Source organism: Bradyrhizobium roseum (assembly GCF_030413175.1).
GTDB lineage: Bacteria > Pseudomonadota > Alphaproteobacteria > Rhizobiales > Xanthobacteraceae > Bradyrhizobium > Bradyrhizobium roseum.
Map to the genome: position 1 here is coordinate 1803295 of NZ_CP129212.1, position 17462 is coordinate 1820756.

The 17462-nt window shown below is 63.9% G+C and carries 17 protein-coding genes; 9 read left to right on the forward strand and 8 right to left on the reverse strand.

Features of this window, described 5'->3' with window-relative positions; translation table 11 throughout:
* Window positions 1–115: 115 nt before the first annotated feature.
* Window positions 116–403, reverse strand: coding sequence for a hypothetical protein (locus QUH67_RS08500; RefSeq protein WP_300946229.1), 288 nt, complete (start codon window positions 401–403; stop codon window positions 116–118).
* A 216-nt stretch (window positions 404–619) separates the two neighbouring features.
* Here QUH67_RS08500 and QUH67_RS08505 point away from each other — a divergent pair, with 216 nt between their 5' ends.
* Window positions 620–955 carry a c-type cytochrome gene (locus tag QUH67_RS08505; RefSeq protein WP_300946230.1) on the forward strand — a complete coding sequence of 112 codons (336 nt, stop codon included), beginning with the start codon at window positions 620–622 and terminating at the stop codon, window positions 953–955.
* A gap of 31 nt (window positions 956–986) precedes the next feature.
* Here QUH67_RS08505 and QUH67_RS08510 read toward each other — a convergent pair whose 3' ends face one another.
* The 3 genes from QUH67_RS08510 to QUH67_RS08520 all read right to left on the reverse strand — a co-directional run bounded on the left by QUH67_RS08510 (window position 987) and on the right by QUH67_RS08520 (window position 4515).
* Window positions 987–1349, reverse strand: a complete 363-nt coding sequence (locus QUH67_RS08510) for a response regulator (RefSeq protein ID WP_300946231.1) — start codon at window positions 1347–1349, stop codon at window positions 987–989.
* Complete coding sequence (locus tag QUH67_RS08515; RefSeq protein ID WP_300946232.1) at window positions 1342–2883, reverse strand: sensor histidine kinase; 1542 nt, start codon at window positions 2881–2883, stop codon at window positions 1342–1344. Before QUH67_RS08515 ends, QUH67_RS08510 begins: the two co-directional genes overlap by 8 nt.
* 186 nt (window positions 2884–3069) lie before the next feature.
* Window positions 3070–4515, reverse strand: coding sequence for a helix-turn-helix domain-containing protein (locus QUH67_RS08520; RefSeq protein ID WP_300946233.1), 1446 nt, complete (start codon window positions 4513–4515; stop codon window positions 3070–3072).
* A 180-nt stretch (window positions 4516–4695) separates the two neighbouring features.
* Here QUH67_RS08520 and QUH67_RS08525 point away from each other — a divergent pair, with 180 nt between their 5' ends.
* From QUH67_RS08525 to QUH67_RS08540, 4 genes are all read left to right on the forward strand, one after another.
* Window positions 4696–6333, forward strand: coding sequence for an isocitrate lyase (locus tag QUH67_RS08525; RefSeq protein WP_300946234.1), 1638 nt, complete (start codon window positions 4696–4698; stop codon window positions 6331–6333).
* Between the two features lie 29 nt (window positions 6334–6362).
* On the forward strand, window positions 6363–6569 hold the full coding sequence (locus QUH67_RS08530) for a DUF4170 domain-containing protein (protein WP_138834393.1): 207 nt from the start codon (window positions 6363–6365) through the stop codon (window positions 6567–6569).
* Window positions 6570–6802: 233 nt separating this feature from the next.
* Complete coding sequence (locus QUH67_RS08535; protein ID WP_300946235.1) at window positions 6803–7354, forward strand: hypothetical protein; 552 nt, start codon at window positions 6803–6805, stop codon at window positions 7352–7354.
* Window positions 7355–7396: 42 nt separating this feature from the next.
* Window positions 7397–8092: a glycine-rich domain-containing protein gene (locus QUH67_RS08540; RefSeq protein WP_300946236.1), complete on the forward strand. Its 696-nt coding sequence runs from the start codon at window positions 7397–7399 to the stop codon at window positions 8090–8092.
* A gap of 105 nt (window positions 8093–8197) precedes the next feature.
* On the opposite strand, the gene QUH67_RS08545 is transcribed toward QUH67_RS08540, so the two are convergent.
* Window positions 8198–9091: a metallophosphoesterase family protein gene (locus QUH67_RS08545; protein ID WP_300946237.1), complete on the reverse strand. Its 894-nt coding sequence runs from the start codon at window positions 9089–9091 to the stop codon at window positions 8198–8200.
* Between the two features lie 95 nt (window positions 9092–9186).
* On the opposite strand from QUH67_RS08545, the gene QUH67_RS08550 reads away from it, so the two are divergent.
* From QUH67_RS08550 to QUH67_RS08565, 4 genes are all read left to right on the forward strand, one after another.
* Window positions 9187–9675, forward strand: coding sequence for an NUDIX domain-containing protein (locus tag QUH67_RS08550; RefSeq protein WP_300946238.1), 489 nt, complete (start codon window positions 9187–9189; stop codon window positions 9673–9675).
* Between the two features lie 78 nt (window positions 9676–9753).
* Entirely contained in the window at window positions 9754–10881 is a 1128-nt protein-coding gene (locus QUH67_RS08555) for a hypothetical protein (RefSeq protein WP_300946239.1), read from the forward strand.
* 46 nt (window positions 10882–10927) lie between these two features.
* Entirely contained in the window at window positions 10928–11863 is a 936-nt protein-coding gene (locus QUH67_RS08560; RefSeq protein WP_300946240.1) for a glycosyltransferase family 2 protein, read from the forward strand.
* A gap of 68 nt (window positions 11864–11931) precedes the next feature.
* Entirely contained in the window at window positions 11932–12444 is a 513-nt protein-coding gene (locus QUH67_RS08565) for a GNAT family N-acetyltransferase (RefSeq protein ID WP_300946241.1), read from the forward strand.
* Between the two features lie 24 nt (window positions 12445–12468).
* Here the strand turns inward: QUH67_RS08565 and QUH67_RS08570 are convergent, their stop codons facing one another.
* The 3 genes from QUH67_RS08570 to QUH67_RS08580 form a co-directional block, all read right to left on the reverse strand.
* Window positions 12469–14280, reverse strand: a complete 1812-nt coding sequence (locus QUH67_RS08570) for a cation:proton antiporter domain-containing protein (RefSeq protein WP_300946242.1) — start codon at window positions 14278–14280, stop codon at window positions 12469–12471.
* A gap of 131 nt (window positions 14281–14411) precedes the next feature.
* On the reverse strand, window positions 14412–16790 hold the full coding sequence (locus tag QUH67_RS08575) for a TonB-dependent receptor (RefSeq protein ID WP_300946243.1): 2379 nt from the start codon (window positions 16788–16790) through the stop codon (window positions 14412–14414).
* Between the two features lie 110 nt (window positions 16791–16900).
* Window positions 16901–17314 (reverse strand): DUF2946 family protein, encoded by a 414-nt coding sequence (locus tag QUH67_RS08580; RefSeq protein ID WP_300946244.1) that lies wholly within the window; start codon window positions 17312–17314, stop codon window positions 16901–16903.
* Between the last annotated feature and the right edge of the window lie 148 nt (window positions 17315–17462).

The window sequence follows — 17462 nt, forward strand, 5'->3', positions numbered from 1 at the left end:
GCTACGGAAGTCGCGACATTCAGTAGGGCGGATTAGCGTCAGCGTAATCCGCCGGATGTGCGCGGGAAAAAAGCTGGTGGGTTACGATGCGCTAACCCACCCTACAAAACCGTGTTCAATTCAGCGTCTGCCACACCAGGTTGCCGTCGTGGCTGCAGGTGTTGCAGTGCGCGGGCTGGTTGAAGGTGTTGGCGAGCTGCCATTCCTGCGCTTCGTTGCTCCATTGCGCGGTGGCGTGGCAGATGATGTCGTCGGAGCCGCAGGCGGCGCAGATCGGCGTGGCGCGGGCGGCGCGATTGGCGATCTTCAGCTCCGGCTGCGGCCGTTCGGGCGCAGCCCGGTCTGGCGTGACCAGATCCTGCACGATTTCGAACGGGTTCATCAGCTTGACGCGTCGCAGCATGGCATACACTCATTTGCGAGTCGGAATTCGCTTCTTTCAACCTAGCGAACCGGCCCGACCGTTCCATCGCTAAATTGCGCAATCCCCGGGATTTAACTTTGTCATTTTAAAGAAGGTTCAGGCAAGCCGCCCATGGAAAAAGACGGCCTGTGTTGACGTATCGCAACACACCGGCCGCCGGCCAGCCTAAACATCCGTAAATTCCCGGAGGTTTGGATGCCTGGCTTTACGTTGCGAATGTGGGCTGCGCTCGCCTGCATCATGCTGCCGCTCGCCGCCGCGCAGGCGCGCGATGCCGAGCATGCCCCCGCCAAGGCGATGCTGGAAGAACTCTGCGGTCGCTGCCACGCCGTCGGCCGGATCGGGAAAAGTCCAAATCCGCTCGCCCCGCCGTTTCGCAATTTTGGCGAAAAGCTCTACGACACCGACATGGTGCAGCGGCTGCAGGATGGTCTGACCACCGTGCACAAGGAAATGCCGACCTTTCGCTTCAACCGGGAAGAGGCGGCGGCCGCGGTGAACTATCTGCGATCGATCCAGAAGAGCAAATGATGTTGCGGCCGGGTCGATCCGCCGTTCCGGCTCACGCCGCCAGCGCCTGCAGCGTTTCGACGATGCGCTGCTGGTCATAGGGCTTTGCGAAGAATAGCGCGCCCTCGGGAAGCTGGGGGGGCCTGACGGCGCTGTGCCCGGACACCACGACGATCCGGATCGGCGGCCATCGGTCGCGGATCGCGGCTGCAAGCTTGATCCCGTCCATCGAGCCCGGCATCTCGACGTCGGTGAACACGATCCGGATATCCTGCCGCGCTTCCAGGATCGCGACAGCCTCGTCGGCATTTCCAGCATGGAGCGGCTGCAGGCCGGCTTCCTCGACGAGGGCGGTCGCCATCAACAGCAGGAGAGGTTCGTCCTCTACCACCAGCACCACTTTCGCCTTATCCATGCGATTGCCCGACCTGATGTTCGATGAGATGCAACGGCGCGCGAAACTCAGCGCTGAATCCGGAATGTGCAAAAGTCTTCCGGACGGCGCCGGTTCCGACCATCCCGATATCGATCAGGCGGGAGCCGAGGCCGGTACGCTCAGGCGGCGCCGCGGGCGGTCCGCCCTGTTCCACCCAGCCGAGGACGAGGGCGCCATCTTCCCGGCGCCAATCCACCTGGATGGTGCCGTCGGGCACGCTCAGTGATCCGTACTTGACGGCGTTGGTCGCGAGTTCATGCAGCAGCAGGGAAAGCGAAAGTGCGGCTTTCGGTTCGAGGCTCACGTCGGGGCCGGTACGGATGACCCGCGCCGGATCGGTATGGGCGCTGATGGCGCCCAGCACGACATCGGCGAGATTTGCCGACGTCCAGCTTTGCTGCAGCAGAACGTCGTGGGCGCGGCTGAGGGCTGCGATGCGCTGGTTGAATGCCTGCACCGCGACGCGATCGCCGGCGCCGCGCAGGGTCTGCGAGGCGATCGCCTGAACCAGCGCCATGGAATTCTTCATGCGATGGCCGAGTTCCTCGTTGAGCATGATCTGCTGCTGCTCGGCGTTGCGGCGCGAGGTGATATCGTTGAACAGGACTGCAACCTGGCGCGCCGCGCGCGGCCCGATCCTGAAGGCGCGGACGTCGTACCAGCGACGATCCAGCGCTTTCGCCTCGTGCTCGAAACGAACCGGCTCGCCGGTGAGCGCGACCTTGCCATAGATTTCAAACCAGTACGGCTCGTGATCGGGCGCGAGATCGCGCATCCACTTTCCGGTAGCATCCCGCAGACCCGTCTGCTCGACAAAGGCCTCGTTCACCTCGACGAACCTGTAATCATTGGGAGTGCCGTCCTTGTCGAACGCCAGTTCGATGACGCAAAAGCCTGCGTCGAGCGAATTGAACAGCGAGCGATAGCGGTCGTCGCTGAGCTCGAGCGCAGCCTGCGCGGTCTTGCGCTCCGCAATCTGCTGGCGCAATTCGAACGCGTGCTCGTCGTGCAGGGCGATCAACCGGCGCTGCTCGAGCAGCGTCATCACCTGCCGCGCCAGCGCTTCGATCGCCACGATCTGTCCGGCATCGAGGCCGCCGGGGCGCGGCGCCGTATCGATCACGCAGATCGTCCCGATCACCAGGCCGGAACTGGCGATCAGCGGCGCGCCCGCGTAAAAGCGGATGAACGGCTCGCCGGTCACGAGCGAATTGTCCCGGGTCCGGGCGTCCTGGGTCAAATCGGGTATGTTGAGCGTTTCATGCTGCGCCAAGGCATGCGCGCAGACCGACTGGTTGATAGGCGTCTCGCAGATATCCAGCCCGGAAACGGCCTTGAACCATTGCCGGTCCCGATCCACGAGGCTGACCAGCGCAATCGGCGTGTTGCAGATTTGGCGGGCGAGCGTGACGACGTCGTCGAATCCCGGTTCGGGCGGGGTGTCGAGAATGTCGTATTTTTTCAGGATCTGGAGGCGCTGCGGATCATGAACCGCTGCCGGTATTTCAGTCATGGGGCTCGGCATTCGATGACAGCGCGTCCGGGGTGGAGAGTTATGGCCATGTTCTCCGGGATGATGATCGCATAGCACCAACCAACCATCTGGGGGATAGGCGGTTCCCTCAACCTTGAGCGGATCGGGGCAAGGCAGCCCTGTGCCAGCGTTTCGCAGGCGCGCCGCGTCGAGAGAGCCGGGCCCTCACAGCTCCCTTGCGTTCGAGAACGCGAACGAGCTCACCCGCCGCGTGTTCTCGTCCAAAATCAGCGTGCGCGTGATCGGCGGCTCGGCGCGCTGGCTGCAGTTTTCGCGTTCGCAGAGCCGGCAGTTGACCCCGATCGGCGTGCCCTCGGCCTTCTCCAGGTCCATCCCGGCGGCGTAGACCAGTTTGGCCGCATGGCGAATTTCGCAGCCCAGACCGATCGCAAAGCGCGGCTGCGGCTGCGGGTGCGGCGCCACCGGCCGGCGCACCATCTGCGCAATGGAAAAGTAGCGGGTGCCGTCGGGCAGTTCGATCACCTGCTTCAGGAGGCGGTCCGGCGTGTCGAAGGTCGAATGCACGTTCCATAGCGGACAGGTGCCGCCGAATTTCGAGAACGGAAACGTGCCGGAGGAAAACCGCTTTGAGACGTTGCCGGCATTGTCGACGCGCAGCAGGAAGAACGGCACGCCGCGCGCGTTCGGCCGCTGCAGCGTGGTGAGGCGGTGGCACACCTGCTCGAAGCCGGCGTTGAAGCGCTGCGCCAGCACGTGCACGTCATAGTTCAGCGCTTCAGCCGCGCTGTGGAACGGCTGGTATGGCATCATCGCGGCGGCGGCGAAATAATTCGCCAGCGTGATCCGGTAGAGCCGGCGCGGCGTATCGTCGAGCGGGCCGCCACGATTGACGATGGCATCGATGCTGGCGCCGCATTCGGTCAGGCCGATCTGCAGCGCGAGCTGGAAGGCGCGGCCGGAGCCGTCGACCAGTTCCGAAATCAGAAGCTGCCGGCGATGGCGGTCGAACCGCCGCAGCGTCTCGCGCATCACGTCCACCGGCATGATGCGGGTCTGAATCGAATGCTTTTCGCGCAGGCGCGCCGCCAGGGCGGCGAACAGCTCCTCGGCGGAAACGTTTAACTCGTCGCGCAGGTTTTCGGCGGCCTGTTCCAGCTCCGGGAAATAGTTGCGGTTGGCCTCGATCAAATCGCGCACGCGCTCGATCGGGTTGGCCTCGAACCGGGCGCCCTCGTCGCGGTCGGCCATCTGCGCCGCGACCAGCGTCTCGCCACGGCGGGCCTCGGTATAGGCGGCGTACAGCCGTTGCAGGGAGTGGGTGACGCCGGGGCAAAGTTCGGCGAGGTCGCGCAACTCCTGCTTGGGCAGGTCGATCTGCCGGAACAGCGGATCGGAGAAGATTTCGTTCAGCTCGGCAAAGAAGCGGTCCTCGTCAGCGGTGGCGAGGTCGCGCAAATCGAGGTCATAGGTCTCCGCCAGCCGGAGCAGGATCTGCGCCGTCACCGGCCGCTGGTTCCGCTCTATCAGGTTGATATAGCTCGGAGAAATCCCGAGCCCCTCGGCGATCTGGGTCTGCGAGAGGCCGAGCTGCTGACGTATTCGCCGGAAACGGGGGCCGACGAAAAGCTTCTTTCCGGAATCGGTGGCCATGGCTGGGTTCCTGATCCATTTTATGACAAAATTTACAAAATAACATATGTGACAAGTTTAGATGTTACAATGCATCACCAATCAAAAACAAGCCATCTATACGAATTTCCTCTTTTAGCGTTTAGCTCGCGACACGTTTCGCAACGCACTGTCAAGAATGTCGATTGAAGGAATTACATCATGAACTACCAGCCGCGCGGCATCGACCAGGCCATCCAGGGACCCGCTTCCTATGCGACCGAGCTCGCCGCCGCCAAGTCGCTGCTCGACACCAAGCCGACCTGGAACGGCGTCACCGCCGAGGCCGTGGCGCGCATGCGTCTGCAGAACCGCTTCAAGACCGGCCTCGACATCGCCCGCTACACCGCGGCGCTGATGCGCGCCGACATGGCGGCCTATGACGCCGATCCCACCAAGTACACCCAGTCGCTCGGCTGCTGGCACGGCTTCATCGCGCAGCAGAAGCTGATCTCGGTCAAGAAGCATTTTGGCGGCAAGACCGATCGACGCTACCTCTATCTCTCGGGCTGGATGATCGCAGCTTTGCGCTCCGAGTTCGGACCGCTGCCCGACCAGTCGATGCACGAGAAGACCTCGGTGCCGGCGCTGATCGAAGAACTCTACACCTTCCTGCGTCAGGCGGACTCCCGTGAACTCAACGACATCTTCCGTGGCATCGACGCCGCCCGCAAGGCCGGCGACAAGGCGAAGGAAAAGGAGCTGATCGAGAAGGTCGACAACTTCCAGACCCACGTCGTGCCGGTCATCGCCGACATCGACGCCGGCTTCGGCAATGCCGAGGCGACCTATCTGCTCGCCAAGAAGATGATCGAGGCGGGCGCCTGCGCCCTGCAGATCGAGAACCAGGTGTCCGATGAAAAGCAGTGCGGCCACCAGGACGGCAAGGTGACGGTGCCGCACGAGGTCTTCCTGGCGAAGATTCGCGCCTGCCGCCATGCGTTCCTCGAACTGGGCGTCGAAGACGGCGTCGTCGTGACCCGCACCGACTCGCTCGGCGCCGGTCTGACGCAGCAGATCGCCGTCAGCCACAAGCCCGGCGACATCGGCGACCAGTACAACAGCTTCCTGGATTGCGAGGAAGTGACGCCCGAGAACGCCCGCAACGGCGACGTCATCATCAACCGCAACGGCAAGATGCTGCGCCCGAAGCGGCTGCCTTCCAACCTTTACCAGTTCCGCGCCGGAACGGGCGAAGACCGCTGCGTGCTCGACAGCATCACCTCGCTGCAGAACGGCGCCGACCTGCTGTGGATCGAAACCGAGAAGCCGCATATCGAGCAGATCGCCAAGATGGTCGACCGCATTCGCGAAGTCGTTCCGAACGCCAAGCTGGCCTACAACAACTCGCCGTCGTTCAACTGGACGCTGAACTTCCGTTGGCAGGTGTACGATGCGATGAAGGAAGCCGGCAAGGATGTCAGCAAGTACAACCGCGCCGAACTGATGAAGCCGGAATACGACGAGACGCCGCTGGCGATCGAAGCCGACGAGCGCATCCGCACCTTCCAGGCCGATTCCGCCAAGCGCGCCGGGATCTTCCACCACCTGATCACGTTGCCGACCTATCACACGGCGGCGCTGTCCACGGACAATCTGGCGAGGGAGTATTTCGGCGACCAGGGCATGCTGGGCTACGTGAAGAATGTTCAGCGCGCCGAGATCCGTCAGGGTATCGCCTGCGCCAAGCATCAGAACATGGCCGGCTCCGACATCGGCGACGACCACAAGGAATACTTCGCCGGCGAAGCCGCGCTAAAGGCGGGCGGCGCCCACAATACGATGAACCAGTTCAGCTAACACAGCGAACCAAAAGCAGGAGACTAGTCATGACGAAGAGCAATTTCTGGGTGATTGGCGGCGAGTTCGGTTCGATGAACTTCCACAAGCTCGTGGAAGGCTCGGCCCAGGTCCAGGGACCCTTCAAGACCCGCAAAGAGGCCGAAGATGCCTGGCGCACGGTCTCGGAAGAGAACCGCCACAAGGCCGGCGTGCGCTTTTCGATCGTCGAAGAGCCCTCCCGCGTCTCTGCCTGATAAAACTGAGGAAGCCCAAGGACAGGCGGCCCCATCCGGAAAACCGGGTGGGGTCGTCTGCGTTTGGGGCTCTACCTCTCCTGGACCTTCGCGGGAAAAGAGCAGGGGCACGGGTTTGCTACCGCAATTCATCATGGTGGACCGCTAAGCTATTGCAAAACAACAGCCATTGCGTGCGTACTGGTTACTGATAGGTTAACCGGGCCCACCTCTCAGGATAAAGGCGGCAAGCCATGGCAGAAGCCCAAAACACCAACGAGGCCCGCGACATCCGACCGACGCGGCTGCGCGACGCGCTGCGCAAAGCCCGCATCGAGGCCGCCGACCGCACTGGCGTCGTGGTCGAACTCCGCGATGCCGAGGTGGCTCGTCTCGAGATCCTCAACGAGGCGCTCGATCCCCTGTTCGCCGAGGTGCCCGAGAAGGTCGACCTGTTCGATCGCGGCGTCAGCCAGGGCGAGACGCCGCGGCTGTGGATCGACGTGGTGGCCCATGTGGTGATGGGGCGCGACAAGCGTATCTACCGCTTCGTGCAGGATACCCGCTTCGGCCGCATCGTGATCGCCGAATCGCACGACGTGCCCGTCATGGTCGATGCCGTCACCAGCTACGTGGCCCGCCGCATGATCGAGCGCGAGCACGCGATGGTGGCGACGCCCGTGGCCGAGCCGGTGGAGGAGGGAAAGCCACGCCGCCGCGGCTTTGGCATGTTCGCGCTCGGCTTCGTACTGGGCGTGGTGGCGCTGTTCGGGCTGGCGTTGTATGCAGGCTTGAAGAATTTCTGAGGCTGGCCACGCAACGGATTGGAAAGTGGTGTCGATCGCATCATGACCGTACCGTTTGCCATTCTGCTGGTCATCGTCCTGTTCGTCTGCGTTTGGCTGTACGGCAAGTGGCAGACGCTGCGGCGCGCCGAATTCATCCGCACGTTCCGCTGGCCGCGCGGGCTGCTCGAGCGGCTCGAGAAGCACCATCCCGGCTTTGCGCGCCGGGACAGCGCGCTGGTGTCGCGCGGCTTGAGGCAATTCTTCCTCGCCTATCTGATGAGCGGCAAGCGCTACGTCTCGATGCCGTCGCAGGTCGCCGACGACCTCTGGCATGAATTTATCCTGTATACCCGCGACTACGACGCGTTCTGCCGCCGCGCCTTCGGCGGTTTCCTGCACCACACGCCCGCCGTCGTCCTCGGCGAACACCGCAAGAGCAACGAGGGCCTGCGCCGCGTCTGGTGGTATTGCTGCAAATACGAGAACATCGATCCGGTCACCCCGACGCGCCTGCCGCTGTTGTTTGCGCTCGACAGCAAGCTGAAGATCCCCAACGGGTTTGTCTATCAGCCCGACTGCAAGGCGCTGCGTGAGGGCGGCAGCAGCGGCGGGCAGTGCGGCGGCGATTTCTCGGATACGTCGATCGACGGCAGTTCGGACGGGTTCGGCGATGGCAGCAGCGATTCCGGCGGTGATGGCGGCGGCGACGGCGGAGGTGGCGACGGGGGAGGCGGTGGCTGCGGTGGCGGGGATTGAGCGCTAGAGCGTTTTCCAGCGAAGTGGAAACCGGTTCGCGTCAAGAAAACGCGTCAAAGCAAGAATCTAGAGCCCCGTTCCGATTCTATCGGAACGGAAAAGGCTCTAGAGCAGCGTCACCTGCTTGATCTGCCTGATCTTGAAGTCGGCATCGATGGCGCGCACCGTCTGCACGCAGCGCCATTGGTTGCCGTTGCGTGTGATCGAAAACAGATTATACGCCGCCGCCGGATAATGCCCGTGCGCCAGCGCTGACGCCGAGGGCACGCCGACCGCGGGAATTTGCCGATCGACGCCGTCGAGCCACACCGTCGAATGAATGTGGTCGTGGCCGTGCAGCACCAGTTCGACGCCGCGCCGCTTCAGCACCGCGCGCAACGCCTTCGAATCGGTGAGGCGTTTCATCCGCGCGCCTGAATGTAGCGGGTGATGCACCAGCAGAACCCGGAAGGCATCTTCGGTCGACAGTTTGGCCAGCCGGCGATCGAGCGCGTCGAGCTGCGCTTGGCCGAGCCTGCCGGTGGCCATCAAGGGCAGCGTCGGCACCGCCGACGATACGCCGATCAGCGCCAGCGGTCCGCGGTGGCGCACAAACGGAAATGCCGCGCTGTCGGCCTCGTCGGTGTCGGCGCGCAGGTAATCCTCGAACATGTCGGTGAAATGATGCCTTGTGGCGCGGACATAGGCGTCGTGATTGCCGGGCACGACGGTGACTTCCCGCGGTGGGCCGACGCTTTCGAGCCAGGCTCTTGCGGGCATGAATTCCGCTTCCAGCGCCAGGTTGACGAGATCGCCGGTCACCGCAATGTGGTCCGGCCGCTGCGCCTGCATGTCGGCGACCAGCGCGTCGAGCACCTCGCGGCGGTGGTATTTGTGGCGGTTGCGGGTCCAGTTCAGATAGCCGAGCGCCCGCTTGCCCGCGAGGTCGCGCAGCCGCACCTCGGGCAGCGGCGGCAGATGCGGATCGGAGAGATGCGCCAGCGTGAAAGTGCCGCTCATTCGCGCCCCGCGGCATTCGCTGTGATATAGAGCCGTCGCACGATCATGGCGTCGATATAAGGATCAAACGTGATAGCTGTCCATCCGGGGTTTGCGTGACGGCGCTGCAGGCTTTGCGAAGACGCCTCGAACCGCAGTTGCGGCGGGCCTTCCATCTCTACTGGCTGACCGCCCGCGGCATGACGCTGGGCGTCCGCGGCGTCGTGCTCGACGGCGATGACAGGGTTTTTCTGGTCCGGCACAGCTATGTCGCCGGCTGGCACCTGCCGGGCGGCGGGGTCGAGATCGGCGAGACCTTTCTGGAAGCCCTGAGGCGGGAGCTTTCGGAAGAGGGGCGGATCGAACTGACCGGGGAGCCCGCGCTGCACGGCCTGTTCTTCAACGGCCACGTCTCCCGCCGCGACCACGTCGCGGTCTATGTCGTCAGGCAATTCCGGCAAGACCGCCTGCCGGAGCCGAACCGCGAGATCGTCGAATGCGGGTTCTACGCGGCCGATGCGCTGCCGGCGGATACCACGAGGGGTACGCGGCTGCGGATATCAGAGGTGCTCGACGGCGCGGCGCCGATGGCGACCTGGCGGTGAGTCCCTTCCGTTGCGCCCCAGCCCTGCACCGCCTAGAAGCGGATAGGTGGGGGCAGCCGTCGGTTCGATATGGACAGGATGAGATTTTTCAAGATTTTCTGCGGCATCGGCTTCCTGGTGGTGCTGATCAGCAACGTCTGGACCATTTCAGGATGGAACGAGAGCCGCGGGGTCTATGACGACGTCTGCTATTTGCGGCAGGCACATCTGTTCGAGCGGTTCGGCCTGCGCGGGATCAACACCGACGCCGTCTTCGATGACGATCACTATCTCAAGGACAAGCTGAAGGCGATCGGCTTCGCAGAATGGAACGACGTGAAGCGCATCCCCTGCCACACCTTCATTCCGGCGGCGGACAAATATGTCATGCAGTATCCGCCGGGGACGGGGTTTGCGCTGGCATTGTTTCCCAGCGGATTCCAGGTGGTCCCGCTCTACATCCTGACATCGGTCGTGGCCGTCGGGTTCGCCTTTATCGCCCTCGTTCGCGCTTCGACGTTCCAGCTGCTGATGCTGGTGGCCGCGTTCGGCGATGCTGCGATTTATCTGATGATCAATCCGACCAAGGCCAGCTATTCGATGGCGCCGACCATGATGCTCTGCGCGGCCGCCGGCTTTCTCACCGTGAAGTTCTTCACCGCACAACCCCGGCACCGGATGCTGTTGATCGCACTGACGGGTTTGCTGATCGGGTTGGCCGTCAATTTCCGCCTGCCCAATCTGTTCCTGGCGGCGGGCTATGGCTTCTATCTCGCCGGCGCGTTCCTGCTGGCGCGCAGCAGGACGACGTTCCTGCACGGGTTGTCGTTCGGCATCGCCTTCCTGATCGGTATTGCGCCGACATTGATCGCGAATGCGATCAATGCCGGCAGTCCGTTCTCGACCACCTATGGCGGCGTCGACGTCGCGCCGCCCGAGTTGAACCCTGCCGTGTTGTTAAGCTATCTCGTTGACGTTCAATTCACCTTGCTGGCGATATCGGTGCTGTGGACCGCCTGGCTGTGGCGCGCCGATCGGGACCGCGGGCGGCCGATTGCGCTTCTGGTTGCCTTGAACCTCGCGGTCAACCTGATTTTCTTCATGACCCATCCGATATTTACGCCATATTATATCATTCCGATCGACATGCTTTCGCTCTGGACCCTGCTGTTCGCCACGCTCGATCTGCGCGGCCGTGCGGCCCTCCCTCAACCGGTCAACGCCTGATTGCGATGTGACGCGCCATGGACGGACCTAACCCGGTGGACATGCGATGACCGCGCCGGCCCTGCGGATTGCGGTCCTTGTGCCGTGCTTCAACGAGGAAGCCGCGGTCGCCACCGTCGTGTCCGACTTCCGCAAGGCGCTGCCGACCGCCGAGATATTTGTCTACGACAATAATTCCAAAGACCGCACCGTCGAAGTCGCGCGCGCGGCCGGCGCCAAGGTGCGCAGCGAGCGCCGCCAGGGCAAGGGCCACGTGGTGCGGCGCATGTTCGCCGACGTCGATGCCGACATCTATGTGCTGGTCGACGGCGACGCGACCTATGACGCACCGAGCGCGCCGCGCATGATCGACAGGCTGATCAACGAGCACCTCGACATGGTGGTCGGCTTTCGCATCGACCAGTCGGTCGCCGCCTATCGGCCCGGCCACCGCACCGGCAACTGGATGCTGACGACCTTCCTCTCGGCGGTGTTCGGCGAGGCGTTCAAGGACATCCTTTCCGGCTACCGCGTGTTCTCGCGCCGCTTCGTCAAATCCTTTCCCGTGCTGTCAGACGGTTTCGAGATCGAGACCGAACTCAGCGTGCACGCACTCGAACTGGCGCTGCCGGTGACGGAAGTCGAGACGCCTTATTATGCGCGGCCCGAGGGCTCGTTCAGCAAGCTCAATACCTGGCGCGACGGTTTCAAGATTCTCGGTACCATCCTCAAGCTGTATCGCTCGGAAAAGCCGCTGCGGTTCTTCACCGTCATCGGCATGTTCCTGATGCTGGTCTCGCTCGGTCTCGCGATCCCCGTGATCGTCACCTATGTGGAGCAAGGCCTGGTGCCACGGCTGCCGACCGCGGTGCTGTCGATGGGCCTGATGATCGTGGCGGTGCTGTCGGTCTCTTCGGGGCTGGTGCTGGATACCGTAACGCGCGGCCGCCGCGAGATGAAGCTGCTGGCCTACCTGTCCCAGCCGGCCGTCAAAACGGATTAAGGCAATACCGGGATTGCCGTTTCCGGCGATGGACCACGCCGCCGCCAGATGCTATCTCGCGCCCCATCATGAGCGAACTCGACGTCACCATTCTTGCCGAAACCCCTAAAGACGCCCAGGCGATCGAACGCCTGCACGAGCGCACCTTCGGTCCCGGCCGTTTCGTTCTGAGCGCCTACCGCCTGCGCGAGCATGTCGATCACCTGCTCGACCTCTCGTTCACGGCGCGGATCGGCACGTTGCTGGTCGGCTCGGTGCGGCAGTTGCCGATCTGCATCGGCGATACGCCGGCCCTGATGCTCGGGCCGTTGACGGTCGAGCCGCCGTTCCGCAGCCGCGGCGTCGGCCGCATGCTGCTCGACCGCTCGCTGCACGATGCCAGGGCCAAGGGCCATCGCCTCGTCATCCTGGTCGGCGACGAACCCTATTACAGCCGCGTCGGCTTCAAGGCCGTTCCGAAGGGGCGGGCGACCATGCCGGGTCCGGTCGATTACAGCCGGCTCCTGGTCGTGGAATTGGTCGAGGGCGCTTTCGAGGGCGTCTCCGGCGATATCCGGCCGGACTGGAGCAAGGCACGGTAGGCGCTGCGCATGGGCGCCGCCGACCTACTCGCTGTGTCTGCGTCCGCGAGACAGTTTCCTTCTCACGCCGGTCGTCTCTCCGGCAGGCCGGGTACCTCCCGAGGCCTGCTGCAACTCGTGGCGGAATTCGTCGCGCTTTTCGTGGATCGACGCGACCACCAGCCCCATCGCGACGCCGAGGCCGATCAGGGCTGCTTCCGATAACAGCAGGCTGGCCTCGATGGTCTCGGGCACCGCATCGGTAACGCCGATCTGATAAAGATGTCGCGCATGATCGGCGTCGCGGGCGCGCGACACGACCGGCATGTCCTGCCTGAGCGCACGAACCTGGGCTACGATTTCATCGATGCCCTTGGCCCCGCTGATGGTGACGATCACCGCCGCAGCCTCCATGAGGCCGCAGCTCTTCAAAAACTCCGGATTGGTCGCTTCCCCATAATAGACGGTGCGTCCCTGCCGGCGCTGCTCCGGCACGGCTGCGGCGTCATTGTCGACGGCAATGTATCGCAACTGGTGCCGATCGAGCATCGAGCAGACCACTTGCCCGACGCGGCCGTGCCCGACGACGATGGCATGGCCGGTGCTCGCGCTCGGTACAACGCTAAGCTCGGGGTCAAGCGGCTTGTCTTCCCGCACCATTGGCGCCAAGCGCCGCGCGACATGGGAAAGCGCGGGAATAAGCATCATGGTCAGCGACGTCAGCGCAACGGTGAAGCTCGACACCTTGGCATCGATCAGGCCGAGCGTTGTCGCCATGCCGATGCCGACGAAGGCAAACTCGCCACCCGGGCCGAGCAGCAGTCCGGTTTCGATGGAAGCGCGCCAGGAAACGCGAAACAGCCGGGCGAGCGCGATGAGGATGATCGCTTTCATGGCGACGAGCCCGATCGCGCCTCCGAGCAGCCAAACGGGATCGCGGGCAAGCTCACGGAAATCGATGTTCATCCCGACCGTAAAGAAGAACAGGCCGAGCAGGAGACCCTTGAAAGGATCGATGGCGGTCTCGATCGCCTTGCGGAATTCGGTTTCGGCCAGCAGCAGTCCGGCGACGAAGGCGCCAAGCGCCATGGAGAAGCCGGCCACGGCGGCGGCCACCCCGGTGGCGACGATCACGAACAGCGTGGTGGCCACGAACAGGTCGCTCATGCCCGCGGACGCGACCAGACGGAACAGCGGCCGCATCACCACCCGGCCGACGACGACGATGACGCCAAGCGCGATGGCGGCGTTGGCGAGCGCCAGTAGGAGAGCGCCGGCGACCGAACCGGACCCGCCGGCGCCGTAAATGGAGATGAACAGCAGCAACGGCGCCACCGCCAGATCCTGCGCCAGCAGAACCGCGAAACTAGCGCGGCCCGCGGTCGTGTTCAGCCGACCCTGCCTCGAAAGCACCTCGACCACGATGGCGGTCGACGACAGCGCCAGGCAGGCACCGATGATGAGCGACACCGGCGGCTTGCCGCCCGCCAGCGTCACGACGGCAGCGATTGCGGCTGCGGAGAGCGCGATCTGCAGGCTGCCCAATCCAAAAACCAGGCGCCGCATCGTCTTCAGCCGTTCATAGGATAGCTCCATGCCGATCAGGAACAGCAGGAACACGATGCCGAGTTCGGCAATGCCCGCGACGTTCTTGGCATCAACGACGCTGAACCAGTACAGCAGCGGGAACTGGCCGATGAACGAGCCAAGTCCCAGCGGACCGAGGACGGCGCCCGCTACCAGATAGCCAAGGACGGGATTGAAGCCGAACCGGTGCACCAGCGGAATGATGATGCCCGCCGTGCCGAGCAGGACAAGGACGTCGCTGTAGACGGGAATATTGATCGGCGAAGCCATCTATCCGGGTTCGTCAGCTCGCGTCGGGCAGGGAATATCCTGAACGGTGCGATATCCGAATCTGGCATCGACCCGTCATCCTGCCGACGTTAGCCGGTACCACCGGCTAACGCCACCCATCCACGCCTGCTTTAGAACTTCAGGTTGGCAAACGCCCGCACGCCAATGCCCGGCAGCAGGATCTCATCCTTGTTGAAGGACGCCGAGTTGCGGATGTTCTCGTTCAAGAGGTTGTTGCCGAGTAGCCCGACCGTCATTTCCCGCGCGCCGAACCAGGTGGGATCGAGCTTGGTTCTGTAGCTGACCTCCGCCTTCAGCAGATTATAACCGGCCGTCGGCGTCTCGCCGATCGGCGCGATGTCGTTCTGCGCGAACGCGTGCAGCAGGTTGATCCGCGTCAGCCAGTTGGCGTCGCGCCAGAACAGTCCGCCGCCGGCGCGCACCGGCGGGATCCGCGGCACGTTGGTGCCGTCATTGAAGGTCGCGCGCACGACGTCGAACTGGTTCTCGATGCCCCAGATGCCGCCGTTGAGGGTGCCGACGTCCAACTGGCTCTGGAACTCGGCGCCACGGAAGGTGGCGTCGCGTTGCGAGTAGATCGCCTGGTTCAGCTCGAGCGGGAAAGCCGGATCGGCGGGACCGACGCAGGCAACTTCCTCGCAGGTGTTGCCGGTGAGGCGGCGGTAAATGAAGCCATTGAACTTGGTGTAGTAGGCGGTTGCCTCGAACCGGAAGGGGCCGGTGGCGCGTCGCAGCCCGATCTCGATCGACTTGGCCGTCTCCAGGCTCAGATTGGGATTGCCGATGTCGAAGGTGACGGTTGCTTCATGCACCCCGCGCGAAAACAGTTCCGCCGGTTTGGGCGCCCGCTCGACATACTGAGCGGTGATGCTCGCAACCATTTCGCCTGGAAGGTCCTGGAGCAGTCCGATGCTCGCGCTCTTCGGCGTGAAGGTGAGATTGCGGGCTGTCAGCGGACCGATATCGGCGGGATTGGCATTGAGGTCGAACAACTCCGGAATGAATGCCGGCGTCGTTCCGCTCAGGTTGACATGCTCGATCCGGCCGGCGATCTGTGCCCTGGTCGTCTGGGTGAATTTGAGTTCGTTGAAGACGTAGCCGGCGACCCGGGTATTCTTGTTGGCGTCAAACAACCCGTTCAGCGGGCTGCCCGGATCGTCCGGGCTCGGCGCTGTCAGCTTCTGATGTCCGGCCTGCAGGCCGAAGGCGGTCGTGACGGCGGCAAAGCGCGCGTTGAACGGCGACATCTGCACCTCGACGCGCCCTTCCTGTTCCTTATTGGTAAAGCTCTGCCGTACGCCAAGGGATGCGAGGTCGGTGGGATCGGCGAGCGCGATCTCGCTGTGCTTGTAGTCGGTGGCGCCTGCCCAGAACCTGATGGCGTCGATCGCCGCCGCGTCCGGCCGGTATTCGCCTTTGGCGGTGAATTTGGTTTGGCGCGCGTCGATCCGGGACAGGTGATCGGACGGTTCGATGCCGGGAATGCGGTACACCGAATCGTTTTGCGCGATTGCGGCGCCGATGAATCCGCCGTGGAAGATGTAGGAGCCGCCGATCGATGCACCGGTCGACTGCATCGCCGAGTTCGGTTGCCGGCCGTTGACCGGGCGGGTTTGGTCGAACAGATACGGATAGCTCGGAATGCTGTAATCGCTGGCCTTGCGGCCATAGGCGTCGGCGTGCACAGCGAAATTGCCACCGCCGGCATCGATCAGGATGCCGCCATCGACCCCGCGGTCGACGGAACTGACGGCCGTTCGGGTTTCGACCGTGACGCAGGAAGGTGATCCGACGTTGGCGAGCGGCGCCTTCGCCGGCAGTCCGTAGCTCTGGAACGGGGTGGCCGCACAGGAGGGCAGGGCGTCCGGGATCCGGTTGTTGGTCGCGCTGACGACGCCGCCGATCGATGTCGATCCGTAGCGCAATGCCGCCGGACCACGGATGACTTCGACCTGGTTTATCGCCAGCGGATCGATCGGCACGAAATGATCTTCGCCGAGGTCGGAGGCGCCGCCGGCGTTGATGCCGTTCTCGAGGATGCCGACGCGATTGACGTCGAGGCCCCGGATGATCGGCCGGCTCGCCGCGCCCGGCGCGAAGGTGGAGCCGGTAATGCCGGGCTTCGAGAACAGGAGATCGCCAAGCTGGGCGGTGCCTTGGCGGCGGATCTCCTCGTTGGGCACCACGGTGACCGTGGCGAACTGATCGGTCACGACAGGCAGAATGCCCTGTTGAGGCGCGGCGGCGACCGGTGCGGCTGGCGGCTCCGGAGCGCGTTCGCGGTTCTGGCCGGGGGCCGCACGGGTAACGCGCGCCGGCGTTTGCGGGGGCGCTGGCTTGCGCCGCACGATCGGGCTCGGCGCCGTCACGGTGATTTCAGGCAGGGGCGTCGCCGCCGCATTCTGCGCCGCTGCTCCGTCGGCCATCGCGCACAGCAATAGCCCGCTTGCTCCACCGAGATGGAACGCTCGCTTCTTCAAAAATGTCATTGTCCCGATCCTGATTCCGTCGATGGGCGACGGATCGATTCCGATTTTCCCTCGGTGGGTCAGCCGCGTGGCGCGGCGCGCCCCTTGAGGCGTGTGTCAATCAATCGAGGTCAGGAGGTGGGTGGTGCGCGGGACTGGAATGCGGAATGGAGCGAGCCGAGATGCGCGAACCCGGCGTCGGTGCTCACGTGCAGGAGTTGGACCGCCTGCGGCAGTTCCAGCAGCGGCGGCGTGGCAAACACGAAGGTGTTCGCCAGCGAGAGAACGGCGCACATCGCGCAGTCGGAGCCGTGCCGGTCGGTATCCGGGGCGGGGGGCTGCTGCTGCGCGACTTCGGAGGGAACCTCTGCGGCCGTCAGCGTTGCAGCAATGTCGTCGCCCGCGTCGTTCAGCGCGGCCTGGACAGCCGGCGCAGCGTGGGCGATCTCCCCGTGGAAATGTCCGAACGACAACGCAAACTGGATCGCGAGCGCAAACAGCGCCAGCCGCGAGCCAGATTTGATGTTCGACCGAAACCACTTCATGCCGACAGGCGCCCCACATCGAAGGGCCGGAAGCCCTTCCGACCCCTTCGATGTTATAAAATAACATCAGGCATCGCCGGACCGGTCAACCTGGGCCAGTCTGCGTGGCGGCACAATCTGAACAGCCTGTGTGATTAGGGCAACGGTG